This window comes from Acinetobacter sp. ABJ_C4_1 (assembly GCF_044538495.1).
Classification (GTDB): Bacteria; Pseudomonadota; Gammaproteobacteria; order Pseudomonadales; family Moraxellaceae; genus Acinetobacter; species Acinetobacter nosocomialis_A.
Map to the genome: position 1 here is coordinate 20,527 of NZ_JBIUCQ010000016.1, position 26,820 is coordinate 47,346.

Below are 26,820 nucleotides of genomic sequence, written 5' to 3' on the forward strand. Positions count from 1 at the left end.
CATGATTGCTAAAATTCTTAGCAGGCATACACTTATGGTGCCTGACAAAAACGAAATTTTTGAAACCTTTTTATGATTGATCTCAAACCTTCCATTAACTTTTGGCATGATTTTAAAAGTAACCAGCTTGCCGGAATGTGGTTATTTTTGGGGTCAAGACGTTCCTTACAGATTGTACATCCCTCTATTCTTCAGCTTATTGTTTGGGGAATATTAGGTGGATGTACCAACTCACTTTATAGCTGGCTTGTTGCTGGTCAAACGGGTGATTTCAACTCGCAAGGCTTAATTGGGTACGCACTCTGGCCTTTTATCGCGCTTATTGTCGGTATTTTTTTATCACAGCGTATTAATCAACCGCGTTTGATGTTAGTTCCAGCTTTGCTTTGGCTGGTTTTAGATACCAATATTTTATTAATCCAATGTTTAATTCAATATTTGGGTTCTAATGGTTATCTAAACTTTATTCCCGATGCCATTTATAACGGTATTTTACCAAGCCTATTTGTAGCACTTTTTGTGTGGCAAAGTTTAGCTGTTATTTGGGTTTTCTCACGTGAGCTCAAGTGGCCTTGGTGGGAGCGGGCATTGGTCATGGTTGCGACTATTGCGACCATGGTTGTTTGGCAGCTTTCTGTAAAAGATCAGCCTATTTGGAAAGTAGAAGACTCTCCACCTACGTTTGCCGAAGATGCTTTCTATGCACAAAGCAAGTTACTTCATGATGCCTTAGAACAGGTCCAATATGGTGAAGTGGCGAAAAGTCATTGGTATTTCTTGGGTGTTGCGGGCGATAGTTACCAAGATGTTTTTAAATCGGAAGTGGTCCGTATTAAGGAACAATTCGATACGCGTTTTGGTACAGTTGGGCGTTCGATGATGCTGGTCAATAATCCGGACACTCGAACTGAAATCCCGATTGCATCTAAAACTAGTATAGAGTTGGCTCTACGCCGTATGGGCCAACAAATGAACCGTGATAGTGATGTGCTGTTCTTATACATGACATCGCACGGTGAACAGAATCATTTTGAAATTGAAAATGCACCTTTAGATTTGGGGCAAGTCGATCCGAAATGGTTACGTGAAACACTCGATAAAGCAGGTATTCGTTGGCGCGTGATTGTCATTTCTGCTTGTTACTCTGGAAGTTTTATTCCTGCTTTACAGTCACCAGATACTTTAATTATTACGGCATCTGCGGCAGACAAAACCTCTTTTGGCTGTAATAACGAAGCTGACTATACTTATTTTGGACGAGCTTTCTTTGACTTGGCGATGCGAGAGCAGTCTTCAATGAAAGATTCGTTTAATGCTGCCAAGCAAACCGTAACCAAATGGGAAGTAGCTCAAGGTGTAGACCCTTCAGAGCCACAATGGATGATTGGTAAGAATATGGAACTTATGCTACCTCAGTTGGAAAAATATCTTTTTCCACAGCAAAGTACAGGTAGTGTAAATATTGCTCAAACACAAACAGAGGCTAAAAACAATGCAACTCCTGCAAAAAAACCGCTGCTTTGAAGGTGAGCAGCGTATCTACCAGTTCGATTCTCAATTATTAAAAGGCTCTACTAAGTTTGGTGTCTATTTGCCACCTGCTGCATTAGAAGGTAAACCATGTTCTACATTGTTTTACTTGGCGGGTTTAACGTGTACTGAGGAAACCTTTGCCATTAAAGCACATGCACAGCATATGGCAGCCCAGCTTAGTCTTATACTGATTACGCCTGATACTTCACCTCGTGGTGAACAGGTAGCAGCTGGTGACAATTGGGATTTAGGACAAGGTGCAGGTTTTTATATTAATGCAACGCAAGCGCCATGGTCTGAACATTATCAGATGGAAAGCTATTTAATTGATGAGTTATATCCACTCATTTTAAAAAGCTTTCCAGTAAATGCTCAGCAAGTTGGTGTCTTTGGACACTCAATGGGTGGCCACGGTGCATTAACTTTAGCGTTTAAATATCCTGAAAAGTTTAAGTCGGTATCCGCTTTTGCTCCGATCTGTTCGCCAAGTGAATGTGCATGGGGTGAAAAAGCATTTAGCCATTATTTAGGTGCAGATCGTGAGAGCTGGTTGGACCATGATGCCACAGCTTTAGTCTCAAAAAATGGTGCGGTTTTTAGCGAAATTTTGGTTGATCAGGGATTAGATGATCAATTTTATGAACAACTTCACCCTGAAAAATTTAAGCAAGCATGTTTAAAGGCAGGACAGCCTTTAACTTTAAGACAACATGCGGGCTATGATCATGGCTATTATTTTATCCAGACCTTTATGGATGAGCATTTGCAGTTTCATGCAATCCAGTTGGAAAAGGTCGCTGGCTAATAATTAGTGCTGCCATTCCACTTGAAATTCTTGTTGAGCCATACGGTTTAGATGATCAAGCACCACTTTTTCTAAGTGATCGTGGTCATCTAACTGGCTATCAATAGCAACGCTTAACTGCTCTGTTTCTGGTGCAAGCGTGATCGTTGCTGTAGGCATTAAGATTTTGAAATCTTGTTCAGTTTCTTGTACTTCAAACTTGTGCTTCCAATGATTGACTAGACGTTTTGCAATGCGTTTTCCATCGTTTGTTAATAGATGAGTTGTGCTTTTCATTATCAATCCTCACATTGGTTTAATGTACCTTAACAAATTCGTTTCGCCGTTAGCATTCTATTGTTGCAACGTTACGTTGCAAGTTTGAAATGTTATCATTTAAGCAAGGAAGGGCAGGCCAAGTAGGTTCTTTTTTGTTATAATTTTCAGCCTCTCCTTAAATTTTTAGCCAGGTCATCCACCTATGTCCAAGCCTTACTTGATTGCTCCTTCTATTTTATCTGCCGATTTTGCTCGTTTAGGCGAAGATGTAGACAAAGTGTTAGCCGCAGGTGCCGATGTAGTACATTTTGACGTGATGGATAATCACTATGTTCCAAACTTAACTTTTGGTGCTGGTGTATGTAAGGCTCTAAAAAACTATGGTGTTAAAGCTCCAATTGATGTGCATTTAATGGTGTCTCCAGTTGACCGTATTATTGGTGATTTCCTAGAGGCTGGCGCTGATATTATTACTTTCCACCCAGAAGCATCTCACCACATTGATCGTTCATTACAGCTGATTAAGTCTGGTGGTGCTAAAGCAGGTTTAGTCTTTAACCCAGCAACGCCGTTACACCATTTAGATTATGTGCTTGATAAAGTTGACCAAATTTTAATAATGAGTGTAAACCCTGGCTTTGGTGGACAAAAGTTCATTCCAATGACTTTAGAGAAATTACGTGCAGCGCGCAAAATTATCGATGCAAGTGGCCGTGATATCCGTTTAGAAGTTGATGGTGGTGTTGGCCCAGCAAATATTCGTGAAATTGCAGAAGCGGGTGCAGATATGTTTGTTGCTGGTTCAGCTATTTTTGGTCAACCAGATTATAAAGTTGTGATTGATCAAATGCGTGCAGAGCTTGCTAAAGTAGGGACGAAAGAGGTTTAACAGCTTTTTTGTGCTTGGATAATGTGAGAAGTGCTTTTCGCCACTCACAGCATAGCTGTTCGTCTTGCACTCGGGCAGCGATACATAATCGCTGCTACCCCTCGTTCATGTGGATAACTTTGTTTATAACTGTATGGATAACTGTGTTGATAACCGTATGGATAAGATGTTGGTAAAATAAACAAAACTAGATCAACCGTTTACTCTCTAAACAAAATGTACGAAAAAAGAACGCTTTGGCGTTCTTTTTTTATGCGTATTGAATATTTTATTGTCTGGTTTTTTATTAAGCTTTGCTAAAAAATAACCTGTGCAAAAAACGAAATGAGGCTGTATAAAACTTTTAAAAACTTATAGAGAGAAAACTGTAAAAGTGTCATGAAAAGTAAAGCTAAATTTGCTTTAATAAGATTTTAGTAAGAGACCTAGATCATTAATGACAGTAAAAATTTTAGCGGTAGATATGGATGGGACTTTTCTTAATTCTAAGAAGCAGTACAACAAAGCACGTTTTTTAAAACAGTATGAACAATTAAAACAAAATAATATTCATTTTGTGGTGGCCAGCGGTAACCAACTCGCAAAGCTTGTGACCTATTTTCCAGAAATTAATCATGAAATAGCTTTTATTGCAGAAAATGGCGCACATGTTGTAGATGCTGGACAAGAACTCGCTTTTGCCCATTTAAGCAAAGAACAATTTAGTAATATTATAAAAGCGATTGACTCTGCGTATACCTCGACTATGGTGATCTGTGGGAAACAGAGTGCTTATGTACATAGGAGTATGAATGCAGAGGACTACGCTAAAGTCGCTCGATATTTTGAGAAGCTGACAGTTATTGATGATTTTTATGCACTAGATGACTTGGTGTGTAAAATTACTTTTACTGCTCAGGAAAACGAAAGCTTTGCGATTTTTGAACATTTTCAGAAAAAAAGTTTTGTAGCAGATAAAGTTTTAGTGCCTGTTTCAAGTGGTTTTGGTTTTATCGATTTAATTCTTCCTGATCAGCATAAAGCGCATGGTTTGAAGCTATTACTACAAAAATGGCAGATTGAGCCTAATGAAGTGGTGGCGATAGGTGACAACAATAATGATATCCAGATGATTAAAGCAGTCGGTTATGGTTTTGCTGTTGAAAATGCTGTTCAAGCTTTAAAAGCAGTAGCGCCTTATGCAACAGTAAGTAATGAACAAGAAGGTGCACTAGATGTGATTGATTTAGTCCTTCAGCATCAACCTCCGTTTGCTTAATGACCGTAAAAACAATCAATTAAGATGTAAAATTGTATCTGATTTAAAACTTGGTTATGCTAATACACCATAGATAAATGGATTGCTCAAGGCAATAAATGATGACACTGCAACACTTACGCAAGTATGCTTGGTTTGTGTTCCTAATGACTTTGGTCGTTGGGTGGAGTGGCGTGTCTGTTGCTCAGATGCCTATGCAGCATGATCTTCATACAATGCCATGCCATAGTAAACAAATGACACATCACACTATGCAGGGTCAAGCTGATGATCAGGCGATGTGTCATCAATCTATGGTGAAAGTTTCTCAACATGGTGAACACTGCCAAGACTGTAATCCCGTCCATTGCCAGATGGTGAATTTGGCTTTGCAGCAAACGGTACCAGATGTTGAAACTTCATTTATTCCTATTACATCTCAATTTAGTAGTGTTTATCAGGCTCAGCATTTAGCCGGATACTGGCAAGAAATTTTACGTCCTCCAAAAGCTTAATCCTTTCTTACTTATTTTTTAGTTCAAAGGATTACAGCAATGTCTCATAAAACAATTAGCAGCCTCGTCGCTGTATTTGGTCTATTGGTTTCACCATGGGCCCTCGCGGCAATTAAGGAATATCACCTTAATATTAATGAACAACAGGTCAATATTACTGGTCAGCCGCTCAAACGAATTACCGTAAATGGAAAATTTACAGCCCCACTTCTTGAGTTTGAGGAAGGGGATGAGGCTGTTATTCATGTTCATAACCAATTAAAGAATCAAGATACGTCTTTGCATTGGCATGGGTTGTTACTGCCAGGGTTAATGGATGGTGTACCGGGTTTTAATAATTTCAAAGGAATCGCGCCAAACGGAGATTTTGTTTACCGCTTTAAGGTGAAGCAAAATGGTACTTATTGGTATCACGCGCATAGTAAAGGCCAAGAGCAAGATGGTTTATATGGGCCACTCGTAATTTACCCCAAAGGGAAAATACCAGTTGCGGCGCATGAAAAAACTGATCGTGATTATGTAGTGATGCTTTCAGATTTTCATAATTCTTCTAGCGATAGTATTTTAAAGAATTTAAAGAAATCTGCTGAGTATTATCAAAACCGCCGTGAAACCGTATCTGATGTGTGGAAGCAAGTTAAAGCACAAGGCTTAAAGGCAACTTGGCAAGATCGTTCCATGTGGAATCAGATGCGGATGTTAAAAACCGATATGTCTGATGTGACGGGTTATACCTTCTTAGTTAATGGCAAGACACCAGAGCAAAATTGGACAGGTAATTTTAAAGCTGGAGATAAGGTTCGATTACGATTTATTAATGCATCAGCAATGTCATTTTTTGATGTCAGAATTCCAAATTTGAAAATGACTGTTGTGAGTGCAGACGGACAGCCAGTGAAGCCTGTAGCAATTGACGAGTTTCGTATTGGTACAGCCGAAACCTACGATGTCATTGTAGAACCTAAACAAGCAAATTATCAGATTGAAGCAGAGTCTATTGATCGTAGTGGTTTTGCTATCGGCACTTTGCACAATGAAAATGCGCAAGCTGTAGGGCCAATTCAAATGGCACAGCCGCGTCCGCGTGCTTTATTAACCATGGACGATATGGGCATGAATCATGGTAGTGGAAGTGATGAACATGCTGGCCATCAAATGAATATGCAACATGACATGCCATCAATGCCTGAAATGAAAAAAGAGGCTGTTCAAAATAGTGCTAACCATCATCATGCAATGATGAACATGGATCATGACATGAAAAATATGTCATCTGAAGAACATGATCACTCTATGATGCAAATGAAGCACGATATGTCGGCTATGCCTGAAATGAAACATGATATGCAGGCAATGTCGTCTAGCGAACATGACCACGCTATGATGAATATGAAGCATGAGATGCCATCTCAATCTGAGAATAAGACTAAAAATGATGAGCCCGTTTATGGCTGGGCAAATGCTTCAACACCAGCAGGTATGAAAGCACTGCAATATAGTGATTTGCAGTCTTTAACACCGCAGCCAGATACTCGTGCGCCCGAGCGTGAGTTAGTCATTCGTTTAGGCGGCAACATGGAACGTTATATCTGGACCATTAATGGCAAGAAATTTAACGAAGCTGCACCATTACAAGTTGAATATGGCGAACGTATTCGCTTGAAGTTCGTGAATGACAGCATGATGGCCCATCCAATGCATTTACATGGCATGTTCATGCAATTGGAAAATGGTCAACAAGCTGAAAACTTGCCAAATAAACATACCGTTATTGTTCCACCCGGAAAGACAGTTACTGCGTTATTAACAGCCGATGCCTTGGGTGAATGGGCGATTCATTGTCATTTGCTCTATCACATGAGTGCGGGAATGATGAATAAGTTGATTGTGGCTCAAGTGAATGATGGAGTAGTAGATGCATCTCAAGCACCTGTTCAATCTGAAAATGAAAAAGGAGCTAGTCATGCGCATCACTAAGTTATTTTCTCAAATGATATGTTGCGGTGTTTTCTCTGGTGTATCGGTTCTTGCTTTGGCACAAGAACCTTTAACTCATGATCATTTACGTGAACATGGTGGACAGATCTATCAAGCAACAAAGATTGATACTGGCTGGACTCAAAATGAAGAGGGTGAAGGCAGTTTTTCTTCTGAATTGGAAAGCTGGGTGGGAACTGATGAAAATAAATTATTCATCAAAGCCCACGTTGAAAAAGCCGAGTCAGAAGATGCTAATTATGGCGGTTCAGTACTTTATAGCCGAAATGTAGCTGACTATTGGGATGTGCAGGCCGGGGTAAACTATGAGCGTTTACAACGTGAAGATGAAAAGCAAGATCGCTGGGCAGGTGTAGTGGGTTTACATGGCATGGCGCCTTACTTTTTTGAAACCGATGCTTATCTTTACGCAGGTGAAGATCAGTTATGGAAGTTGAGCCTAGAGACTGAAAGGGACTTACTCTTTACCCAAAAGTTGATTGGTAAGCCCTATTTAAAAGCAAATGTTGTTTTACAAGATGAATCTCGCTATGCCAGTAAAACGGGGCTATCAAGTTTACAAGCTGGCTTTCAAACCCGTTATGAAATCAATAAAAAGGTCATGCCATTTGTTGATGTCGGTTACGGCTATGAAAAAGGCTTAAAACAAACTGCTTGGCAAACTGGAACTGACTCTGAACATGGTTGGTATTATGGTGCAGGGTTAACACTTAAGTTTTAATTGCCGAACAAAAAGTAAGCTTAATGACATGCCATTGGTTTATACTGATGGCATTGTTTTTTGTGTCAGTTATGGTGCAAAGATGGCTTTAGAAAAACAAGAGAATCAAATAAATGTAAATAAAAGCTGTGGGTGCTCAAGCGTAGCAACTCAGGACTATTCTATGCCGAGTGAATCTATGGCGAATAAAATCCAATGGGTGAGTTATTATCATATTCCTCACATGGATTGCGCAGCAGAAGAGCAAATGGTGCGAATGGCTTTAGCACTTTATGCTGAACATATTCAAGAACTTGAATTTGATTTGCCTGCTCGGCATTTAGCGGTGTATCACAGTACAGACGCTGAAAAAATTACCCGAAGCCTGCAACGCTTAGGTTTAGGGGCAGAGTTGCAACAAACCCAGCCACACTATGAACCTGTTGAAAAACCTAAAAAGGTACGTGCTAGCTCTTCAAACCATGCAGCACAAAAACAGGTTTTACAGTGGCTTTTACTCATTAATGCTGTGATGTTTTTTATCGAATTTATGGCAGGTATTATTGCGTCATCAACTGGGTTAATTGCTGACTCACTCGATATGTTTGCCGATGCGGCAATTTATGGCATTGCTTTATTTGTGGTGGGTAAAAACCTCAATGCTCAATTAAAGGCTGCACATATTTCCGGATGGTTTCAGTTTGGCTTAGCCATCATTGTGTTAGTTGATGTATTGCGCCGTTTTATATACGGCAGTGAACCTGTTTCAATTCTCATGATTTTAATTGGTGGCTTAGCACTTGCGGCCAATATTAGTTGTCTTTATTTAATGAGAGACCATAAGGAGAGTGGGGCACATATGAAGGCGAGTTATATATTTTCTGCAAATGATGTCATCGTAAACTTAGGTGTCATTATTGCGGGAATATTAGTTGCAATCACAGGTTCTCGTTATCCTGATTTAATTATTGGATTGATTATTGTTTTATTTGTTTTAAATGGTGCACGAAAAATCTTACAACTCAAAAATGAATAAGATTTATAGATTTACGGCGGACTTGAGTGCAGGTTTGCCTTCATTTTTTATTTTAAAGTAAACTGGGTCTTCACATAAGGAGGAACGACCTCCCCCATAATGGGTAATCATGTCAGGACGACCTGACACTATAAAAATTAGTGAATGTTATGGCTTGGGCTATTTTAATTTTAGCAGGTGTATTTGAAATCATTTGGGCATATTCTATGAAAATGTCTGAAGGTTTTACACGTTTAACCCCTAGTGTTATTACCGTAGTTTTTATGATTTTGAGTGTAGTTCTGCTTTCAATATCAATGAAAACGTTACCCCTTGGTACTGCTTATACGGTTTGGACAGGCATTGGTGCAATTGGATCATTTTTAGTGGGTATATTTTTTCTTAATGAACCTATTGGTGCGATGAGAATGATTGCCGCTGTACTGATTGTATCGGGACTGGTTCTAATGAAAATTTCGTCTCCATCTTAAAAGGATAAAGTATGTTGCTGTCTTATAAGTATATCAATTCGCCTGTTGGGCAATTAAAACTAGTTGCGAATGAAAATGCTTTGGTAGCAGTACTTTGGGACAATGAAAATCCAAAACGTGTTCGACTGGCAGAGCTGGTCGAACAAACTGAGCATCCGGTTTTATTAAAAACTGAACAACAATTAAAAGAATATTTTGAAGGCAAGCGCCGTGAATTTACATTGCCATTAGATTTTGAAGGTACACCATTTCAAAAACAGGTGTGGGCGGCATTACTCAGCATTCCTTATGGTGAAACAAGAAGTTATAAAGAGATTGCTGTTCAAATTGGTAATGAAAAAGCCGTGCGTGCAGTAGGTGCTGCCAATGGTAAAAACCCGATTTCAATTATTGCACCTTGTCACCGAGTCATTGGGGCAGGCGGTGCCTTGGTCGGTTTTGCTGGTGGTCTTGATAAGAAAGATATTTTATTAAAATTAGAGCAAAAATAAGCTATTTTTAGCGCTCGATTTTTTCAGGCTTTTCTAATAAGCTGTTAACACTGATATTTCATGTAAAGCGGCTTTTCTTGCATCGCTATTTTCTGAAATATTAATCTTTTCATAACAAACTCTGGATGTTCTAAAAATGGCTGTCGGCGACGTAACAATGCCACAAATGCATGTGGTAAAAGGTGTAAAAATTGGCTCAACAGAAGCATATGTACGTTACCAAAACCGACGAGATTTAGTCATTTTTGAGTTTGCAGAAGGTTCAAATGTTGCGGGTGTATTTACCAAAAATGCGTTCTGTGCAGCACCTGTTCATGTATCGAAAGCTCATCTTGCTCAAAGTAATCCTCGTTATTTAGTGATTAATACAGGTAATGCCAATGCGGGTACTGGGCCTACAGGCTTAAAAAATGCCCAAGACACTTGCGCGAAGTTAGCTGAGCTTGCTGGTGTGAACAGTTTTGAAGTACTTCCGTTTTCTACAGGTGTGATTGGTGAGCAGCTTCCAATGGAGCGTTTACTTGCTGGACTTCAGCCTGCATTAAATAGCGTACAAGATGCTGCTTGGAATGATGCTGCAACTGGTATTATGACGACAGATACAGTGCCTAAAGGTGCATCTGAAAAAATTGAACTTGATGGCATTACTTATACCATGACAGGTATTAGTAAAGGTGCTGGAATGATCCGTCCTAATATGGCAACTATGTTGAGCTTTGTTGCGACAGATGCGCCTATTAGCCGCGATTTAGTACAAAAACTATTAAAGACAACGGTTGAGCATTCATTTAACCGTATTACCATTGATGGTGACACTTCAACAAATGACTCTTGTATTTTTGTGGCGACTGGTCAGGCAGGTGGCACTGAAATTACATCAGAAAGCGATGCACGCTACGCAAAAGTATTAGAAGTGCTTGCTCGTGTCATGAACCGTTTAGCGCAGTTAATTATTCGTGATGGCGAAGGTGCAACGAAGTTTATTACTGTTGCTGTAGAGGGCGGCGGTAACATTCAGGAGTGTTGTGACATTGCGTACAGCATTGCGCATTCTCCACTCGTTAAAACTGCACTTTTTGCATCTGACCCGAACTGGGGACGTATTTTAGCGGCAATTGGCTATGCTGGAGTGAAAGACTTAGACGTGTCTAAAATTCAGGTGTGGCTAGACGACGTACAAATCTGTAAAGATGGTGGTGCGGCAGAGGACTATACCGAAGAAGCTGGTGCGCGCGTTATGGCACAAACGGAAATTACCATTCGTGTTGATTTAGGTCGCGGTCAAGCCAAGGACACAGTCTACACCTGTGACTTATCTTACGACTACGTCAAGATTAATGCAGATTACCGTTCGTAAATATTCAGTTATAATCAAGCCTCGACAAAGAGGCTTTTTTATTAGCCCCAACTTTTGATATTAAATGATTCAATCCGTAAATCATTTAAGCAGTAACGTTATATGCGAGCAGGTATGCCAGCATGAAGGATAGAGAAGACGTTTTATGAGTGATGCGACTTTAATTGCCAACGATGCAAAAAACATTGTACAAGCGCATTTAGACCGTTTAGGTGAGCCAAAAGACAACCGCCTAAGTGAAGAAGCAAAACAACAAAAGTTTGCACAGATCGAAGCAGAGCTCAAAAAACGTGATGCTGTCCTTGTTGCTCACTATTATTGCGATCCGGATGTACAAGAACTTGCTGAAAAAACAGGTGGATGCGTTTCTGACTCTTTAGAAATGGCCCGTTTCGGACGAGATCATGCAGCCTCTACACTGGTTGTGGCTGGTGTAAAGTTTATGGGAGAAACAGCTAAAATTCTGTCTCCTGAAAAAACAATTTTAATGCCAACACTTGAAGCAACCTGCTCACTCGACTTGGGTTGTCCAGTTGATGAGTTCACGGCATTTTGTGATCAGCACCCTGACCATACCGTAGTTGTTTATGCCAACACATCGGCAGCTGTTAAAGCACGTGCAGATTGGGTAGTGACTTCAAGCTGTGCTGTTGAAATTGTTGAGCATCTAGATAGCTTGGGCGAAAAAATTATTTGGGCACCAGATCAGCACTTAGGTCGCTATATTCAAAAGAAAACTGGTGCAGATATGTTGCTTTGGGATGGTGCATGTATTGTGCATGAAGAATTCCGTGCACGTGGCATTGCCAACATGAAAGCACTGTATCCAGATGCGGCTGTATTGGTACATCCAGAGTCACCAGAGTCGGTTGTAGAAATTGCCGATGCGGTAGGTAGTACTTCTCAACTGATTAAAGCTGCGCAGACTTTGCCAAACGAAAGACTCATTGTGGCAACTGACCGCGGTATTTTCTACAAAATGCAGCAAGCGGTACCAAATAAGATTTTAGTTGAAGCACCAACAGCGGGTGAGGGGGCAACTTGTCGTTCCTGTGCTCATTGTCCGTGGATGGCAATGAATGAACTCGACGGAATTTTAGAAGTTTTACAAAAAGGTGATCAGGAAATACACGTTGATCCAGCGCTAGCTGAACGTGCCAAAATGCCTTTAGATCGAATGTTAGCCTTTAGTGCATCGTTAAAACGTTAAAAAACCTCAAAATGCTTGTTAAATATACATTTGATAAGGATTTTTAACTTTTTTTGAGAATAGGTGTTGACGTCTGAGGGCGTCGCGCCTAGAATGCACACCGTACCGCACGATGTGCGATACAGCAAAAGCTGAGATAGATCGGAGCATAGCACAGCCTGGTAGTGCACCTGGTTTGGGACCAGGGGGTCGTAGGTTCGAATCCTACTGCTCCGACCACTTAAAATAATATTTTAAGATCGGCGAAGTATCGCATGATAAGTATCATCGGTTAAGCGCCTGTAGCTCAGTTGGATAGAGCATCCGCCTTCTAAGCGGATGGTCACAGGTTCGAATCCTGTCAGGCGCGCCATTTGGTAGCTTGGTACATAGAACTTATTTGATGGTGGATGTAGCTCAGTTGGTAGAGCCCTGGATTGTGATTCCAGTTGTCGCGGGTTCGAATCCCGTCATTCACCCCAATTTCGGAGCATAGCACAGCCTGGTAGTGCACCTGGTTTGGGACCAGGGGGTCGTAGGTTCGAATCCTACTGCTCCGACCATATTTAAAAAGCGTTCAAGCTTTAAAAATATCCCAAATATTGAAAAGAATTTCTTCTAGTCTTACAGGCAGAAGGAATTTTTTTGTTTTTATATATTTAAATTTTAATTCATACACACTCCAATATTTGAACTTCTTTATATAAGCTCTGTTCTCTGTTCTCTGTTCTCTGTTCTCTGTTCTCTGTTCTCTGTTCTCTGTTCTCTGTTCTCTGTTCTCTGTTCTCTGTTCTCTGTTCTCTGTTCTCTGTTCTCTGTTCTCTGTTCTCTGTTCTCTGTTATTGATATTTCTGTCTTAACTCATCCTTTTCTTGATCTGATAAAAATGCGATTTTAAGACCATTTTCTTGAGCTGTATAAATTTGCTCAGGGCTTAAACCTGCTAATGGGGCGGCAGTAAAATATTCATGTTGTATCTCAATGCCTTCTACTGCTGGGTCATCCGTATTAATGGTGGCAAGTACACCATGTTCTAAAAAAGTCTTTAATGGGTGCTCTGCCAAAGAAGGCACTGTGTTAGTTTGAATGTTTGAGGTGAGACAAGATTCAATACCAATCTTATGTTTCGCTAAATAATCTAAAAGTTTTAAATCCTGAACTGCTTTAACGCCATGTCCAATTCGTTCGGCCCCTAATTCTTCAATAGCTTGCCAAATACTTTCTGGGCCGGCAGCTTCACCTGCATGTACAGTAATGTGCCAACCTGCATCACGCGCTTTTTTAAAGTGATCAATAAATAAATTGCCCGGAAAACCAAGCTCATCTCCAGCAAGATCCAGTGCTTTAATATCATTTTTATGGGCGAGTAGGGCATTTAATTCTTTTTCGCATGCTTCCTGACCAAAAGTACGGCTCATAATGCCAATTAAATTCGCTTTTACACCGTACGCCTGACTACCTTCTTTTACACCAGCAATAACTGCTTCAACCACACCTTCGAGGGGGAGCTGATGGGTCATTCCCATATAACCTGATGAAAAACGTAGTTCTACATAGTCTAGGCCTTGTTGTGCTGCATCTTGCATGTTTTCAAAAGCAATACGTTTGCAGGCATCTAGGCTCGCTAATACTTTTACACCCCAATCGAGCTTAGATAAAAAACTTAATAAGTCTGGTTGGTTATCCATCACTTGTACGTGGGGTCGTAAAGATTCAATGTCGTAAGCAGGTAAATCTAAATTGTATTGTTGCCCCAAGTCTAAAATGGTTTGAATGCGGATGTTGCCATCAAGGTGGCGGTGTATATCTGTAAGTGGAAGCATTTTAGTAATCATAAATTTCTTCTTATCTGTTGCTATTAATTCATCATGCCTGTTTAAGACTGCTGATAAAAGTTTGGATTTGCTATGTTTTTGTGAAAAGCGTTGAGTTGAGTTTTTTGAACTTACTATATTTGTATTAGTTTTAATTTTGATGACATTGTTCTGGCCTAAGAAGACAACGCAGTCTGTGTAAGATACGAGCACCAAGATTTTTATTGTTTTTAATTTCGCTGAGCCTATTTTTTGTTGACTCTTCAAGAGTGGATTGGCTGAAGAATGGTCATTGGTATTTTGGCTTTTACTTGTAAATATGAATAAAGGCTTGCTAAAGACCAAACTGATAAAGCGATTAATTTATCTGTAGAAATCTATTTCTGGCAAGTAAATGAAAAAGAAGAAATAGGAAGCACTCAAATGAAGTCGGTACTTTGTCATCAAGCAAAACTACAAGTGGTGGACCAACCAAAATTAACCCCTGCTAAAGGACAGGTTTTATTGGAAGTGGTGCGATGTGGGATCTGTGGCTCTGATTTGCATATGCAGCATCACTGCGACCACATGCATGATTTGGCTGCACGTGTAGGGTTTAATGGTTTAGCGAAGTCTACAGATCCGTTTGTACTAGGACATGAGTTCTGTGGCAAGGTTTTGGATTATGGTCCAAAAACACGTCATAAATTTAAAGCAGATACACTTGTTTGTGCAATGCCGCTTTTAAATGTAGATCAGCATGGTTACTTGTCTACAGGACTTTCTCCAAATGCTTCAGGTGGTTATGCCGAGCAAGTATTGGCTCAGTCGAGTTTGATGTTTGAAGTACCCAATGGTCTAGATGCAGATAGTGCTGCCATGACTGAACCTATGGCTGTTGCATTGCATGCTGTTCGCCGTAGCCGTGTGAAAACTGGTGAACCCGCTATTGTGATTGGTTGCGGTCCTGTTGGGCTAGGTGTCATATTAATGCTTAAAGCGGCTGGGGTTAAAACTGTAGTTGCCAGTGACTTTTCACCAAACCGCCGTAAGCTTGCCGAGCAATGTGGTGCGGATATTGTGGTAGACCCTAAAGAGACATCGCCATTTGCCAACTGGAAAGAGTTTGGTTTGCTTGGCAATGTTTCTGACGCAATTAACATGGGCATGGGACTATTTGATAAGTTGCAAGCGACACGCTTACCGTGGTGGCATGGATGGCGCATGATTGATAAGTTAGGTGCTCTGCCAAAACGTCCTGTTATTTTTGAATGTGTGGGCGTACCGGGTGTTTTGCAGCAAATTATTGAAGGTGCACCTTTGTTTTCCCGAATTGTTGGGGTGGGCGTCTGCATGCAAAGCGACAAAATAGAACCAGCACTTGCAATTAATAAAGAGTTAGAAATTCAGTTTGTGTTGGGTTATACACCGCTGGAGTTCCGAGATGCATTACACATGATTGCAGAAGGTAAAGTGAACTGTTTACCGCTCATTACCGGTGTTGTTGGCCTAGAAGGAGTTACCAATGCATTTGAAGCGTTACGTGACCCTGAACAGCATGCCAAAATTTTGATTGACCCAAAACGTAGTGGTCCAGACATTCAGTTGATGAGTCATTAATTCAAAGTCATTTATGCTTAACTAAAAAGGTTGTGATCTTATCAATCACAATCTTTTTTTATGCGTATAGATCGCACAAAGTGGCTCAGCTAATTTGTATTGCTTTTTAGTTGTCCTAGTTCTTGGTAAATCCAGTCAACAAATTTCTGAATGGTTGGGGTTATGTCTTGGCTTGAGTGAATGAGATAGTATTTTCGGCTACCTTTTAGTTTCTTATTGGAAACAATCACCAGTTCCTTTTTTTGTAGTTCAGATTCAATCAGCATTTGCGGAATTAGAGCCATTCCCATGTCATGGCTGGCAGCAACCGCAAGCATTGAAAATAGCTCATGGCGTTGTCCATCAAAAGGTTTAGGGTGCTGCATCTGATGGGTCAGAAACCATTCTTGCCAAATGCTAGGCCGAGTGGTTTGTTGTAGCAGGGGAATTTTCAGTAAATCTTCTGAGCTTAGATCATAGGTATTTTCATTAATCATCACAGCATCTGGAAAATACTTCTCGATGAGTCTGGGTGAGCACACAGGTACAATTTCTTCATCCATTAAATAATGTGCTTGTATGCCAGGCCAGTGGTCAATTTGCTGCTGAGTACCTGCAAAAATAGCAGCGTCAAAAATATTATCGTTAAATAAAAAAGGTTTGGTACTGGTTTCTAAATGTACTGTAATTTCAGGGTGTTTTTGATTTAAAAGATGGAGCTTGGGTAACAGCCAACGCGTTGCAAAGGTAGGCACCACGCCTAACTTTAATGTTCCACCTAAACCTTTATGAGAAATCACATCGGCTGTACATTTCTCTAAACCCAATAAATAAGGCTTAATACTTTTAAAATACTGCTGACCTGCAATGGTTAGTTCAACACCATGCCGAGTACGTATAAAGAGTTCAACACCCAAGAAATCTTCTAACTGCTGAATTTGGCGAGAGACCGCACTTTGGGTAATACATAACTCTTGCGCAGCATAGGTATAACTTAGATGTTTTGCTGCACTTTCAAAGCAAATCAGGCCCTGAATGGATGGGATGCTTCTTCGCATAAATAAAATCCTTTTATTTGTCGTCATATTTCAAAACAGCATATGACCTAAATGCAGTTATCCGAGTTTAGTATAAAAATAAGCCATTTTTAATGAAATACAATGAATTAAATATCTAAATTTAATGCGTCTTGTTTTAAATATGCGTAAGTCGCATATCTGCATGAACATTTATCGTTTGATTACTGCATTTTTCACGCATAACATCGAGTTAAATAAAGAAGATTAAATCAAGCAGAGGATGCGATGAATCACATGGTGACAACAAAAAAGGCAAAAGTTCAATTTAACTGGCAAGACCCATTTTTAATTGAACAACAGCTTACCGAAGATGAGCGCATGATTCGTGATGCAGCTCATGCCTATTGCCAAGAACGCCTGCAACCCCGTGTACTTGAACAATTCCGTCATGAAACAACAGATCCATCTATTTTTCGTGAAATGGGAGAGCTTGGCTTACTGGGTCCAACCATCCCTGAGCAATACGGTGGTGCGGGTTTGAACTATGTGAGTTATGGTTTGGTTGCGCGTGAAATTGAATATGTCGATTCGGGCTACCGCTCTATGGCGAGTGTGCAAAGCTCATTGGTCATGGTTCCGATTCATGAATTTGGTACCGAAGAGCAAAAGCAAAAGTACTTACCTAAACTAGCTACGGGTGAATACATTGGTTGTTTTGGTTTGACTGAACCTGACCATGGTTCAGACCCGGGCAGTATGATTACCCGTGCTAAGAAAGTTGATGGTGGTTACCGTTTGACTGGCGCAAAAATGTGGATTACCAATAGTCCAATTGCCGATGTATTTGTAGTATGGGCAAAAGAAGTTTCTGCTGAAGGCAATGTCGGTGATATTCGCGGCTTTATTTTAGAAAAGGGCTGGGAAGGTCTATCTGCACCTGCCATTCATGGCAAGGTTGGTTTACGTGCATCGATTACAGGTGAAATCGTGATGGATAACGTATTTGTACCTGAAGAGAATGCGTTCCCTGAAATTCGAGGTTTAAAAGGCCCATTTACCTGTCTAAATAGCGCCCGTTATGGTATTGCATGGGGCGCAATGGGTGCTGCCGAGTTTTGCTGGCATACTGCACATCAATACACCATGGACCGCAAACAATTTGGTCGTCCGTTGGCTGCAAATCAGTTGATTCAAAAGAAACTGGCAGATATGCAAACTGAAATTGCATTAGGCTTGCAAGTAGCTTTACGTTTTGGCCGTATGAAAGATGAAGGCATTGCATCAGTTGAAGGCACATCTTTAATTAAGCGTAACAACTGTGGAAAGGCGCTTGATATTGCCCGCATGGCGCGTGACATGATGGGTGGAAACGGTATTAGTGACGAGTTTGGCGTGGCACGTCATTTGGTCAATCTTGAAGTTGTGAACACCTATGAAGGTACACATGACGTTCATGCTTTAATTCTAGGTCGTGCACAAACAGGCATCGCAGCATTTAGTAACTAACTCATTCATTTAAAAGATAGAGGTGTTCTTTCGAGAACGCCTTTAGGGATTTTTACGCAAAAATTTATGGAAAATGACAAGATTCATCGTAAGGATACTCATGTAAAGATGTGCCTCTGTGTACTTAAAACTAAATGTAAGATGATGAAAAGTATAGAAGATTAAGTCATACAGAAAACATAAGTAAGCTATCGATGACTCATTTGGGAAAATGAGGAACTAAAGATGAACAATGACGTTCAAGTAATATCGAAAGAGTTAAGAACTACATTTCCAAGTAACCTAGGAACATATGAAAAGATTGGACCAAATACATGGAAATGGGCATTGTTATTTGCCTATTTTGCGATGGTGGTCGATGGCATAGATATTATGCTGCTGTCTTATAGCTTGACCAGTTTAAAAGCAGAGTTTGGGTTAAGTACCTTTCAAGCGGGTGCCTTAGGTAGTGCTTCTTTGGCGGGTATGGGTATTGGCGGTATTTTGGGTGGCTGGGCATGTGACAAGTTTGGCCGTGTAAGAACCATTGCTAACTCGGTAACTTTCTTTTCGGTGGCGACTTGCTTATTGGGCTTTACGCAAAGCTTCGAGCAATTTATGGCCTTACGTTTTATTGGTGCTTTGGGTATTGGAGCACTTTATATGGCTTGTAATACCTTAATGGCTGAATATGTACCCACCACTTACCGTACAACGGTCTTGGGCACATTACAGACGGGACAAACCGTAGGTTATATTGCTGCGACGCTATTAGCTGGCGCAATTATTCCAGATCATGGCTGGCGTGTTTTATTCTTCCTGACCGTTGTACCTGCTTTCGTTAATATTTTCCTACAACGATTTGTGCCGGAGCCAAAATCTTGGCAGCTCACCAAAATTGAAAGCTTGCAAGGCAGCAGACAGCCTAAAGAAAGAGTGGTGGCTGAAAAGCCAAAAAGTAGCAGCATTTATAAGCAAATCTTTAATAACTTTAAGCACCGTAAAATGTTTTTGTTGTGGATGACCACAGCATTCTTCTTACAGTTTGGTTATTACGGCATTAACAACTGGATGCCAAGTTATTTAGAAACAGAAGTACATATGAACTTTAAAAATTTAACCAGTTATATGGTGGGTTCATATACCGCAATGATTTTAGGCAAAATTTTAGCAGGGTATCTTGCTGACAAATTTAACCGCCGTGCTGTTTTTGTGTTTGGAACAATTGCCAGCGCCGTGTTCTTGCCAATCATTATTTTCTTCAATACTCCTGACAATATTTTGTATTTATTGATCACTTTTGGCTTCTTATATGGCATTCCATATGGTGTAAACGCGACTTATATGGCTGAAAGTTTTTCAACTGATGTACGCGGAACAGCCATTGGCGGTGCCTATAACATTGGTCGTGTCGGGGCTGCTATTGCACCAGCCACCATTGGATTCTTGGCATCGGGCGGTACGTTTACTATGGCCTTTATTGTGATGGGCGCTGCGTATTTTGTTGCAGGTGTATTGCCGGGATTATTTATTAAAGATCGTCAATACGATCCGCAAAAACAATCATAAACAATGACAGGAAGGTGCTCTGAGTACCTTCTAAAAAGATAAGGGTATCGTTATGGGTGCATTACAAGGAATTCGGGTTTTAGATTTAAGTCGTGTGCTTGCGGGGCCATGGTGTGGGCAAATCTTGGCAGACCTTGGCGCAGAAGTGATTAAAATTGAACGTCCTCGAGTCGGTGATGACACCCGTATGTGGGGCCCACCATGGATGCTCGACCAAGATGGAAACATGACCCGTGAATCTGGTTATTTCCAGTGTACCAACCGCAATAAATATTCGGTTGCAGTGGACATTACCACACCAGAAGGTCAGGCCTTAATTTATGAAATTGCCAAGACTGCCGACGTAGTAATTGAAAATTATAAGACAGGATCTTTGGCTAAATATGGTTTGGACTATGCTTCCTTAAGTGCGTTAAATCCAAATATTATTTATTGCTCGATTACTGGTTTTGGGCAAGATGGCCCACGTGCAGAAGAACCCGGCTATGATTTTATTATTCAGGGTATGTCTGGCTTAATGAGCATTACTGGCGAGCCTGATGATGTGGCAGGCGGTGGTGCGCAAAAAGTTGGTGTGGCTGTTGTAGATATTCAAACTGGATTGTACTCCACCATCGCGATTCAGGCGGCGTTGATTGCACGCTCGCAAACGGGACGTGGTCAGTATATTGATATGTCACTCCTTGATGTACAGGTCGCGGCATTGGCAAATCAGGGAATGAACTATTTAGCTTCGGGTAAGGCGCCACAGCGCATGGGTAATCAACACCCGAGTATTGTGCCGTATCAAACTTTTAAGGCCAAAGATAAAGAATTTATTATTGCTTGTGGTAACGACAAACAATTTAAAGATTTGTGTATTGCGATTGGTTATCCAGAGCTACTCGAAAATGAAAAATTTGTGCGTAATCAGGATCGTGTCAAATATCGAGATGAACTGATTCCTTTATTGTCCGAGCACTTTTTGCAGAAAACTGCTAAAGAATGGGTTGAGATGATTCATGCGCTTAAAGTGCCAGTAGGTGTTATCAACTCTATTGAAGATGCTTTGGCTGAACCACAAATCGTACATCGTAATTTGGTGGTGAATATTCCTCATCGTTTAAATGAAAACTTCGAAACGATTGGCTCACCCATCAAGTTGTCTGATACTCCAGTTGAATATCATCATGCACCGCCAGAGCTAGGTGAACATACGGCTCAAATCTTATCGAGATTTAAAACAGCAGAAGAACTGGTTGCGTTAAAAGAGAAGGGCATTATTGATGGAAAAATTGCTTAAGCTGTTACTTTTTTAATGTGATTCAATTTAAATAAAAACTGTGATTTGCAATAAATCACAGTTTTTTTATTAAAAAGTAAGCGTTTTAATATTTAAAAATAAGCGGCAGTTCTGGTCTGAAATCATGAATTATTCCTTGAGGCTCATGATCAAAACTAATTTCCATTAAATGCTCCGATCCATCGGTGACTTCAAAATTATCAACTGTATTGAACAGCAACGAAGTAGGGTGCTGCTCTAGGTTTGGAACAGAAACTTTAATCGCAGTGATTTCTGATAAATCTTTGCTATGCACAAGTGGTTGTTGTTTTTCTTTCGCAGCAAGGTCTGGTCGTGAAGCAAATGAAAGGAAGAACCACATTGGTTCAGATACCACAGAATCTTTGGCAACATTTACTTCTAAGCTGGCTGGTAAATAGCTTGGCTTGTAAACCCAATTAGGAAATTTTGCACCATTATCATCTTTATTTTTAGGGCGAAAACAAATACCAAAAGGGGACGCGATATTATTTTGAGTACTTAGTCGCTCAAAAAGCAGAGTAGGTTTGGCGAGATCACTTGAGGCTTCTTCTGGGTTATTTAAAAAGATTAACTCGATAAAGCTATTTTTAAAGAAAAAGCGTCTGTTTTCGGTACCTTGACCCGGATGCTTATTGGATGAACCTTCTGTTAGACCGAATTTTTTTAAAGTTTCAGCTTCGGGAGCGCCTGATTGTACACAAATAAAAATATGGTCCACTTCCATTTTAAGTTCTCATGCTAATGTTGATGAATATTAAATAATTGATTAATAGAATTTTTCATATTTATCGCAAGTGTTTCATCGAAACCATCGACTAAAAAGCGGCTAATTAATCCTTCAATCACCGTATAGATCAGCTCAGATAAAGCTTCACCATTCGGTATATTGCAGTTTTCCGCAATCAATACTTTAATCCATTGTTTATGGGCTTTAGAAATAGAAATAATGTCTTGATCATCTTGGTTAGATTCAGCGACCGCTCTTACAAATAAACAGCCTTTAAAAAAATCTTGTCTAAACCAATTGGTGTGCCAATCCAGAATTTTATTGATGGCTTCTAACCCTGTTGCATCTCCAACATAGCCTAGAAGGCTTTGCTTAAACCGCTCATCACGTGCAACAAGTACAGACTTAACTAGTTGATTTTTATTTTTATAGTACGTGTACATGGTGGTTTTAGAGCAACCAGATTCATCGCGAATCAAATCAACGCCAACCCCGACAAAACTATTTTCGTTAAATAACTTCTCGGCTGTATCTAATATTTTTAAGGCAGATTTTGACATGTGTCTTTTCCAAAAAATAAAATAGTACAGATCTGTACTATTTGAAATTTTATCTATATGCTTTTTAAAAAGCAATGTCTGTTTAAGGAATAAAACCATGTTCTCGATCTTTTATGGCAAAGAAAAACTGGCTCCATCGCCCACTAAAGTTGATGTTTTAAGAAGCCTTATTGGGGGGACGGTCAGTATTTTTATACTTTTGTGGTTGAGTAAGCTCACACACAATATCTTTATCATGGCGCCGTTTGGTGCGACCTGTGTATTGCTCTATACCGTGTCGCAGTCACCTTTGGCGCAGCCGAGAAATATTATATTTGGACATCTTATTTCGGCTTTTGTGGGTTTGTTTTTTCTAAAATTTGTCGGTGTTTCTATTTTTACAATTGCTTTTTCAGTGGGCTGCGCAATTGCGCTCATGCAAGTGTTTAAATGCGTTCATCCACCTGCTGGGGCCAATCCTTTAGTTATTTTACTCACCGCAAGCAGCATACATTATGAGTGGAGTTTCTTAATTTTCCCTGTTTTGGTGGGCGCAGTGTCTTTAGTTTTGGTGGCGATGCTGATTAATAATATTAAAGCGAGTACCAAGTGGCCGATGTATGGCTTGGGAATTTTAAATAGTAAAAAGTAGGGAAGCTATGAAGTATTTTGAGCTTAAAATAATGAAAGTATTCACTACGCCAAGATAGTGAATACTTTTGAATGAAATTATGACTTCTTAGAAATACGTTCTTCGATGGCAAATTTGAGTAAAGAAGCACTGCGGTAAAAACCATGTGCGAACTTTCCAAATGGCATGGTAATGAAGAAGGTCATGACCGTAGCTAAATGGAAAATCAGTAAAAGTGCCATGTAGGGTGTATTGCGAAATGCCATAAGAGCTAAGCCTGAAGCACTGACTAAAATTAAAAGGAAAATAAAGCCTCGATCTACAGGTTTTTGCTCACGGTCACCATGTAATGGATGACGTTTAAGGTTTAAATAAAGCAAACCAGCTGGTCCAATCACTAAGCCCAACCCACCCAAAGTACCCAAAATAACAGGCAAGCTAAAGATAGGGTAAGGGGCATGTAGGTTTAGGAAATAGTGATATAAAGTCGCTACACCTGTGGCTGCAAAGCAGAGCATAAAGCCATAAAACGTCAGGTGATGGAATACGCGGCGGATTTGTGTGTAACGGTCATCTTGCTCATTACAGCCTTTGCCATGTCCACCATCTAAATATTTAAGTGTTAATACATTTTGAGAGGCTTGAATAAGGTCGGGTTTCTCAACTTTGCCGTGAATAACTTTAGATGTCTGTCTCCAAAATTTACTAATCCCAATGCCGAGCAGAACAATCGCAACTGTAAAGGTCGCTCCAAACAGTAGCGCTAAAAAGTTATGCGGGAAAATTGCATAGAAATTACCTTGATAGCCTGCAAACAGGTCGGTGCCTTTGTACCACACCACAGCTAACATGCATAAGAAGAAAATAACTGATAACGCCGAAACAAAAGGAATCCCAACAGACTTATAAAGTCGGCCTAAAGGCTGAGGGGTCGCAAACTCTTGGTAAGTTTCCAAACGTACTTGCGCCATCGCTTTTGGAATGTTTACCCCAAACTCGTGTGGCGGGGCATATTGGCAAGCGTGTAAACATGCACCACAGTTATGGCACAGGTTTGCGAGGTAATGAATATCGGCTTGATTAAACTCAAGACGTTTGGTCATGGCCGCAAATACAGCACAAAACGACTCACAGTAACGACAAGCATTACAAATTTGTAGTGCTCTTTGAACTTCCTGCTCATGGTCAGAGAGCTGAACAACTGGAATTAGGGCTTTAGTACTAGCATTCATGTTCAACTCCTTGTGAAAGTGCATAGTGGGCTGCATTTTTTCCGGCAATGCGTCCAAAGGTTGTGCCAATCGACATACCAACGCCTGCGGTATAGCCCTGACCGAGTACATTACCTGCCATCATTTCGCCAGCGACAAACAGGTTACGGCTGGCTTTATTGTTAAAACGCACAGCAGCATCATCTTCGACTTTTAAGCCTAAATAGGTAAAGGTAATGCCGGGTTTAAGCGCATAGGCATAGAAGGGTGGGCGATCAAGAGGAACGGCCCAATGGGTCTTGTTGGGAACAATATTTTCGGTGGTGCAGTCATCTAAAACGGTATGGTTAAAGGTACCTTGCACACAGGCTTGATTAAATTCTTCTACCGTGTGACAGAAGGTTTTTACATCTAGCCCGATTTTTTCGGCTAACTCTTGAATGCTATTCGCTTTTACACCCGCAAACACAGGTGGCATAAAGCGACCAATGGCTTTTGAGTCGATAATCGAATAGGCGATTTGCTGAGGTTGTTTGGCAACAAGGCGGCCCCAAATCGCATAACGTTTTGGCCAGAAGTCTTCGCCCTCATCGTAAAAACGTTCGGCTTTATTATTGACCACAATACCTAATGAAACACAGTCAATACGGGTACAGATGCCGCCGTCATATAACGGTGCGCGTGCATCTACAGCTACACAATGCGATTGCGATGGGTCACCAATAATATCTGCGCCTTGATCTATCATAAATTTGAGTAAGTTGCCTTGATTAAAGCGGGTTCCACGAATAATGAAATTATCGGCAGGCCATTCACCGTTTTCATTTTGTCCCCATGCTTCTCTTAACCATTCCAGATTTGACTCAAAACCACCTGCGGCCAATACACAGCTTTTCGCTTTAAATACACGGCCATCTTCCGCAATTGCAGCTTCAAAATGTCCTTGGTTTAACTTTAGATCTTTAATTTTTGTGTTGTATAAAATCTCAATACCAAGTTCTTGGGCACTACGGTAATACGCATTAATGAGGGCTTTACCGCCACCCATAAAAAAGGCATTAGTACGTGCAACATGTAAAGCTCCCGATAGGGGTGGCTGAAAATTCACGCCATGTTTACGCATCCAGTCACGACAGGTTGCCGTGCTACGAATGACCAGACGAGCTAAATGTTCATTGGTTTTGCCCGCAGTCACTTTAAGTAGGTCTTGCCAATATTCTTCTTCGGGGTAGGCATCGACCAATACATCTTGAGGAGCATCATGCATGCAGCGAAGGTTACGAGTGTGTTGTGAGTTACCACCACGCCATTCTTTAGGTGCTGCTTCTATTACTAGCACAGACGCGCCACTTTCTTTTGCCGTGAGCGCGGCACAGAGTGCGGCATTCCCACCACCAATTACAATCACATCATGCATGGATTTCTCCCTTTCTCAGCTAGGACTAATGTAGCTTTAAAAGGGAAGGTGAAGTGAGAGGCTAAGCTTGAATGGGTGTTTAGTAAAAATAAACACTAAGCGCTTAAGTGTTTATGAGTTCCGCACCTGGCCAACGCTTTTCATTAATCAGGTTGGTGACACAAGCACGAATCACTACTTTCGTAGCTAAGGTAGCAGGCGAGAGTTCCTCTTCAGACAGACTAATTAAATAGTTAATACGCTCAATGGCAGGTTCTACAATGCGTAGCAAACATAGGTCTTGCCGTGAGTTTAATGAGGCACCAGCAGGTTGAATGGTTGCCATTTCGAGTTGGCTAATGCTTTCCATTAACAAATGTAGCCCATCAATTTCATAGGCCACTTTAAGCTGATGAATTTTCTGTTCAAGCAACAAGCGCAGTCCATGTCGTTGACTCGGTAAAATCAGCGGAAGTTTTTTAAGCTGTGAATGAGTAATGGTTTGAGTGTCGATACAGCTTTCAAGATGGTACTGACTCAGCACTTCTTTAGGCGAGATTAAAAACATCTGTTCTTTGACTAAAGGCTGTATAGCCCACTGCGGGTCGACATCGTCACTAAAGATGATCGCGACATCGAGCTGCCTTGCATTAACTAATGCCTTGAGGTCACCCGATAACCCTTCAATTAAACGGACTTTAATGTCGGGATAACGGTTTCTCATGAGTTTTAAAAAGTGCGTGCCTATAACCGATGCGACACTTGGCGAAAAACCGACAGTGACGTGACCACTTAAACGTGAAGAGTGTGCAGAATCTACAGCATGGTCTAAGTGTCTAAGTGCCAGTTGAATCTGTTGAAAAAAAGCTAAGCCCGCGGGGGTGGGAACCGTACCCAAAGCAGTACGTTGTAAAAGGCGAATAGAAAGCTCACTTTCTAATTTTGAGATTTGCTGACTTAATGCAGAAGTTCCAATATCGAGATTTTTTGCAGCTTTACCTAAGCTTCCAGACTCGATCACTGCAATAAAATACTTTAATTGTTTGAGTTCCACGGCAAATACTACATTG

Annotated in this window: 25 protein-coding genes and 4 tRNA genes; 21 read left to right on the forward strand and 8 right to left on the reverse strand. The window is 40.6% G+C overall.

The window, feature by feature from the left end:
• Nucleotides 1–72: 72 nt before the first annotated feature.
• A complete protein-coding gene (locus ACIF8R_RS16035; RefSeq protein ID WP_396481881.1) occupies nt 73–1,524 on the forward strand; it encodes a C13 family peptidase in 1,452 nt (483 codons plus the stop codon).
• Nucleotides 1,493–2,338, forward strand: coding sequence for an S-formylglutathione hydrolase (gene fghA / locus ACIF8R_RS16040; protein ID WP_396481883.1), 846 nt, complete (start codon nt 1,493–1,495; stop codon nt 2,336–2,338). Before ACIF8R_RS16035 ends, fghA begins: the two co-directional genes overlap by 32 nt.
• 3 nt (nt 2,339–2,341) lie before the next feature.
• Here fghA and ACIF8R_RS16045 read toward each other — a convergent pair whose 3' ends face one another.
• Nucleotides 2,342–2,614 (reverse strand): DUF2218 domain-containing protein, encoded by a 273-nt coding sequence (locus ACIF8R_RS16045; protein ID WP_396481885.1) that lies wholly within the window; start codon nt 2,612–2,614, stop codon nt 2,342–2,344.
• Between the two features lie 184 nt (nt 2,615–2,798).
• Between ACIF8R_RS16045 and rpe the strand changes: the two genes are divergently transcribed.
• The 14 genes from rpe to ACIF8R_RS16115 all read left to right on the forward strand — a co-directional run bounded on the left by rpe (nt 2,799) and on the right by ACIF8R_RS16115 (nt 13,041).
• Nucleotides 2,799–3,485, forward strand: coding sequence for a ribulose-phosphate 3-epimerase (gene rpe, locus ACIF8R_RS16050; protein WP_019456697.1), 687 nt, complete (start codon nt 2,799–2,801; stop codon nt 3,483–3,485).
• A 436-nt stretch (nt 3,486–3,921) separates the two neighbouring features.
• Nucleotides 3,922–4,743 carry a Cof-type HAD-IIB family hydrolase gene (locus ACIF8R_RS16055; protein ID WP_396481888.1) on the forward strand — a complete coding sequence of 274 codons (822 nt, stop codon included), beginning with the start codon at nt 3,922–3,924 and terminating at the stop codon, nt 4,741–4,743.
• Nucleotides 4,744–4,844: 101 nt separating this feature from the next.
• Complete coding sequence (locus ACIF8R_RS16060) at nt 4,845–5,237, forward strand: hypothetical protein (protein ID WP_396481946.1); 393 nt, start codon at nt 4,845–4,847, stop codon at nt 5,235–5,237.
• Between the two features lie 39 nt (nt 5,238–5,276).
• A complete protein-coding gene (locus ACIF8R_RS16065; RefSeq protein ID WP_396481890.1) occupies nt 5,277–7,214 on the forward strand; it encodes a copper resistance system multicopper oxidase in 1,938 nt (645 codons plus the stop codon).
• Complete coding sequence (locus tag ACIF8R_RS16070; RefSeq protein ID WP_396481892.1) at nt 7,201–7,956, forward strand: copper resistance protein B; 756 nt, start codon at nt 7,201–7,203, stop codon at nt 7,954–7,956. The genes ACIF8R_RS16065 and ACIF8R_RS16070 overlap by 14 nt, the downstream gene beginning before the upstream one ends.
• Before the next feature lie 28 nt (nt 7,957–7,984).
• Complete coding sequence (locus ACIF8R_RS16075) at nt 7,985–8,971, forward strand: cation transporter (RefSeq protein ID WP_396481894.1); 987 nt, start codon at nt 7,985–7,987, stop codon at nt 8,969–8,971.
• Between the two features lie 149 nt (nt 8,972–9,120).
• Nucleotides 9,121–9,441, forward strand: a complete 321-nt coding sequence (locus ACIF8R_RS16080; protein ID WP_002050323.1) for a multidrug efflux SMR transporter — start codon at nt 9,121–9,123, stop codon at nt 9,439–9,441.
• Nucleotides 9,442–9,452: 11 nt separating this feature from the next.
• Nucleotides 9,453–9,932 (forward strand): methylated-DNA--[protein]-cysteine S-methyltransferase, encoded by a 480-nt coding sequence (locus tag ACIF8R_RS16085; RefSeq protein WP_100290458.1) that lies wholly within the window; start codon nt 9,453–9,455, stop codon nt 9,930–9,932.
• Between the two features lie 136 nt (nt 9,933–10,068).
• Entirely contained in the window at nt 10,069–11,289 is a 1,221-nt protein-coding gene (gene argJ / locus ACIF8R_RS16090) for a bifunctional glutamate N-acetyltransferase/amino-acid acetyltransferase ArgJ (RefSeq protein WP_396481896.1), read from the forward strand.
• Nucleotides 11,290–11,434: 145 nt separating this feature from the next.
• Nucleotides 11,435–12,499 carry a quinolinate synthase NadA gene (nadA, locus tag ACIF8R_RS16095; RefSeq protein WP_024433993.1) on the forward strand — a complete coding sequence of 355 codons (1,065 nt, stop codon included), beginning with the start codon at nt 11,435–11,437 and terminating at the stop codon, nt 12,497–12,499.
• 142 nt (nt 12,500–12,641) lie between these two features.
• A tRNA-Pro gene (locus ACIF8R_RS16100) sits at nt 12,642–12,718 on the forward strand.
• 56 nt (nt 12,719–12,774) lie between these two features.
• Nucleotides 12,775–12,851: transfer RNA gene (locus ACIF8R_RS16105), tRNA-Arg, on the forward strand.
• Between the two features lie 33 nt (nt 12,852–12,884).
• Nucleotides 12,885–12,960: transfer RNA gene (locus tag ACIF8R_RS16110), tRNA-His, on the forward strand.
• A gap of 4 nt (nt 12,961–12,964) precedes the next feature.
• Nucleotides 12,965–13,041 (forward strand) — tRNA-Pro (locus tag ACIF8R_RS16115).
• Between the two features lie 276 nt (nt 13,042–13,317).
• Here ACIF8R_RS16115 and add read toward each other — a convergent pair.
• Nucleotides 13,318–14,313, reverse strand: a complete 996-nt coding sequence (gene add / locus ACIF8R_RS16120) for an adenosine deaminase (RefSeq protein WP_396481898.1) — start codon at nt 14,311–14,313, stop codon at nt 13,318–13,320.
• Between the two features lie 402 nt (nt 14,314–14,715).
• Here add and ACIF8R_RS16125 point away from each other — a divergent pair, with 402 nt between their 5' ends.
• Complete coding sequence (locus tag ACIF8R_RS16125; protein ID WP_396481900.1) at nt 14,716–15,891, forward strand: zinc-binding dehydrogenase; 1,176 nt, start codon at nt 14,716–14,718, stop codon at nt 15,889–15,891.
• 89 nt (nt 15,892–15,980) lie between these two features.
• Here the strand turns inward: ACIF8R_RS16125 and ACIF8R_RS16130 are convergent, their stop codons facing one another.
• Nucleotides 15,981–16,928: a LysR substrate-binding domain-containing protein gene (locus ACIF8R_RS16130; protein WP_396481902.1), complete on the reverse strand. Its 948-nt coding sequence runs from the start codon at nt 16,926–16,928 to the stop codon at nt 15,981–15,983.
• A gap of 246 nt (nt 16,929–17,174) precedes the next feature.
• On the opposite strand from ACIF8R_RS16130, the gene ACIF8R_RS16135 reads away from it, so the two are divergent.
• From ACIF8R_RS16135 to ACIF8R_RS16145, 3 genes are all read left to right on the forward strand, one after another.
• Complete coding sequence (locus ACIF8R_RS16135) at nt 17,175–18,395, forward strand: acyl-CoA dehydrogenase (protein WP_002055095.1); 1,221 nt, start codon at nt 17,175–17,177, stop codon at nt 18,393–18,395.
• 225 nt (nt 18,396–18,620) lie between these two features.
• Complete coding sequence (locus ACIF8R_RS16140; RefSeq protein WP_396481904.1) at nt 18,621–19,943, forward strand: MFS transporter; 1,323 nt, start codon at nt 18,621–18,623, stop codon at nt 19,941–19,943.
• 52 nt (nt 19,944–19,995) lie between these two features.
• Nucleotides 19,996–21,225 carry a CaiB/BaiF CoA transferase family protein gene (locus ACIF8R_RS16145; RefSeq protein ID WP_396481906.1) on the forward strand — a complete coding sequence of 410 codons (1,230 nt, stop codon included), beginning with the start codon at nt 19,996–19,998 and terminating at the stop codon, nt 21,223–21,225.
• A gap of 85 nt (nt 21,226–21,310) precedes the next feature.
• Here ACIF8R_RS16145 and ACIF8R_RS16150 read toward each other — a convergent pair whose 3' ends face one another.
• Nucleotides 21,311–21,970: a VOC family protein gene (locus tag ACIF8R_RS16150; RefSeq protein WP_396481908.1), complete on the reverse strand. Its 660-nt coding sequence runs from the start codon at nt 21,968–21,970 to the stop codon at nt 21,311–21,313.
• 14 nt (nt 21,971–21,984) lie between these two features.
• Nucleotides 21,985–22,533: a TetR/AcrR family transcriptional regulator gene (locus ACIF8R_RS16155; protein WP_014208449.1), complete on the reverse strand. Its 549-nt coding sequence runs from the start codon at nt 22,531–22,533 to the stop codon at nt 21,985–21,987.
• A 97-nt stretch (nt 22,534–22,630) separates the two neighbouring features.
• Here ACIF8R_RS16155 and ACIF8R_RS16160 point away from each other — a divergent pair, with 97 nt between their 5' ends.
• Nucleotides 22,631–23,164 carry an HPP family protein gene (locus ACIF8R_RS16160; RefSeq protein WP_348889094.1) on the forward strand — a complete coding sequence of 178 codons (534 nt, stop codon included), beginning with the start codon at nt 22,631–22,633 and terminating at the stop codon, nt 23,162–23,164.
• 77 nt (nt 23,165–23,241) lie between these two features.
• Here ACIF8R_RS16160 and tcuB read toward each other — a convergent pair whose 3' ends face one another.
• The 3 genes from tcuB to ACIF8R_RS16175 form a co-directional block, all read right to left on the reverse strand.
• Complete coding sequence (gene tcuB, locus ACIF8R_RS16165; RefSeq protein WP_396481910.1) at nt 23,242–24,375, reverse strand: tricarballylate utilization 4Fe-4S protein TcuB; 1,134 nt, start codon at nt 24,373–24,375, stop codon at nt 23,242–23,244.
• A complete protein-coding gene (gene tcuA / locus ACIF8R_RS16170; RefSeq protein WP_396481912.1) occupies nt 24,365–25,771 on the reverse strand; it encodes an FAD-dependent tricarballylate dehydrogenase TcuA in 1,407 nt (468 codons plus the stop codon). The genes tcuB and tcuA overlap by 11 nt, the downstream gene beginning before the upstream one ends.
• A gap of 103 nt (nt 25,772–25,874) precedes the next feature.
• Nucleotides 25,875–26,804, reverse strand: coding sequence for a LysR family transcriptional regulator (locus ACIF8R_RS16175; protein ID WP_396481914.1), 930 nt, complete (start codon nt 26,802–26,804; stop codon nt 25,875–25,877).
• Nucleotides 26,805–26,820: the final 16 nt, after the last annotated feature.

What these genes read in the sequence shown, in the direction of transcription:
- ACIF8R_RS16135 (WP_002055095.1), top strand. Translation starts at nt 17,175, where the DNA reads ATGAATCACATGGTGACAACAAAAAAGGCAAAAGTTCAATTTAACTGG.
- ACIF8R_RS16035 (WP_396481881.1), top strand. Translation starts at nt 73, where the DNA reads ATGATTGATCTCAAACCTTCCATTAACTTTTGGCATGATTTTAAAAGT.
- ACIF8R_RS16125 (WP_396481900.1), top strand. Translation starts at nt 14,716, where the DNA reads ATGAAGTCGGTACTTTGTCATCAAGCAAAACTACAAGTGGTGGACCAA.
- argJ (WP_396481896.1), top strand. Translation starts at nt 10,069, where the DNA reads ATGGCTGTCGGCGACGTAACAATGCCACAAATGCATGTGGTAAAAGGT.
- ACIF8R_RS16140 (WP_396481904.1), top strand. Translation starts at nt 18,621, where the DNA reads ATGAACAATGACGTTCAAGTAATATCGAAAGAGTTAAGAACTACATTT.
- rpe (WP_019456697.1), top strand. Translation starts at nt 2,799, where the DNA reads ATGTCCAAGCCTTACTTGATTGCTCCTTCTATTTTATCTGCCGATTTT.
- ACIF8R_RS16055 (WP_396481888.1), top strand. Translation starts at nt 3,922, where the DNA reads ATGACAGTAAAAATTTTAGCGGTAGATATGGATGGGACTTTTCTTAAT.
- fghA (WP_396481883.1), top strand. Translation starts at nt 1,493, where the DNA reads ATGCAACTCCTGCAAAAAAACCGCTGCTTTGAAGGTGAGCAGCGTATC.
- ACIF8R_RS16155 (WP_014208449.1), bottom strand. Translation starts at nt 22,533, where the DNA reads ATGTCAAAATCTGCCTTAAAAATATTAGATACAGCCGAGAAGTTATTT.
- ACIF8R_RS16160 (WP_348889094.1), top strand. Translation starts at nt 22,631, where the DNA reads ATGTTCTCGATCTTTTATGGCAAAGAAAAACTGGCTCCATCGCCCACT.
- ACIF8R_RS16045 (WP_396481885.1), bottom strand. Translation starts at nt 2,614, where the DNA reads ATGAAAAGCACAACTCATCTATTAACAAACGATGGAAAACGCATTGCA.
- tcuA (WP_396481912.1), bottom strand. Translation starts at nt 25,771, where the DNA reads ATGCATGATGTGATTGTAATTGGTGGTGGGAATGCCGCACTCTGTGCC.
- ACIF8R_RS16075 (WP_396481894.1), top strand. Translation starts at nt 7,985, where the DNA reads ATGCCATTGGTTTATACTGATGGCATTGTTTTTTGTGTCAGTTATGGT.
- tcuB (WP_396481910.1), bottom strand. Translation starts at nt 24,375, where the DNA reads ATGAATGCTAGTACTAAAGCCCTAATTCCAGTTGTTCAGCTCTCTGAC.
- ACIF8R_RS16145 (WP_396481906.1), top strand. Translation starts at nt 19,996, where the DNA reads ATGGGTGCATTACAAGGAATTCGGGTTTTAGATTTAAGTCGTGTGCTT.
- ACIF8R_RS16085 (WP_100290458.1), top strand. Translation starts at nt 9,453, where the DNA reads ATGTTGCTGTCTTATAAGTATATCAATTCGCCTGTTGGGCAATTAAAA.
- ACIF8R_RS16065 (WP_396481890.1), top strand. Translation starts at nt 5,277, where the DNA reads ATGTCTCATAAAACAATTAGCAGCCTCGTCGCTGTATTTGGTCTATTG.
- add (WP_396481898.1), bottom strand. Translation starts at nt 14,313, where the DNA reads ATGATTACTAAAATGCTTCCACTTACAGATATACACCGCCACCTTGAT.
- ACIF8R_RS16150 (WP_396481908.1), bottom strand. Translation starts at nt 21,970, where the DNA reads ATGGAAGTGGACCATATTTTTATTTGTGTACAATCAGGCGCTCCCGAA.
- ACIF8R_RS16080 (WP_002050323.1), top strand. Translation starts at nt 9,121, where the DNA reads ATGGCTTGGGCTATTTTAATTTTAGCAGGTGTATTTGAAATCATTTGG.
- ACIF8R_RS16130 (WP_396481902.1), bottom strand. Translation starts at nt 16,928, where the DNA reads ATGCGAAGAAGCATCCCATCCATTCAGGGCCTGATTTGCTTTGAAAGT.
- ACIF8R_RS16060 (WP_396481946.1), top strand. Translation starts at nt 4,845, where the DNA reads ATGACACTGCAACACTTACGCAAGTATGCTTGGTTTGTGTTCCTAATG.
- ACIF8R_RS16070 (WP_396481892.1), top strand. Translation starts at nt 7,201, where the DNA reads ATGCGCATCACTAAGTTATTTTCTCAAATGATATGTTGCGGTGTTTTC.
- nadA (WP_024433993.1), top strand. Translation starts at nt 11,435, where the DNA reads ATGAGTGATGCGACTTTAATTGCCAACGATGCAAAAAACATTGTACAA.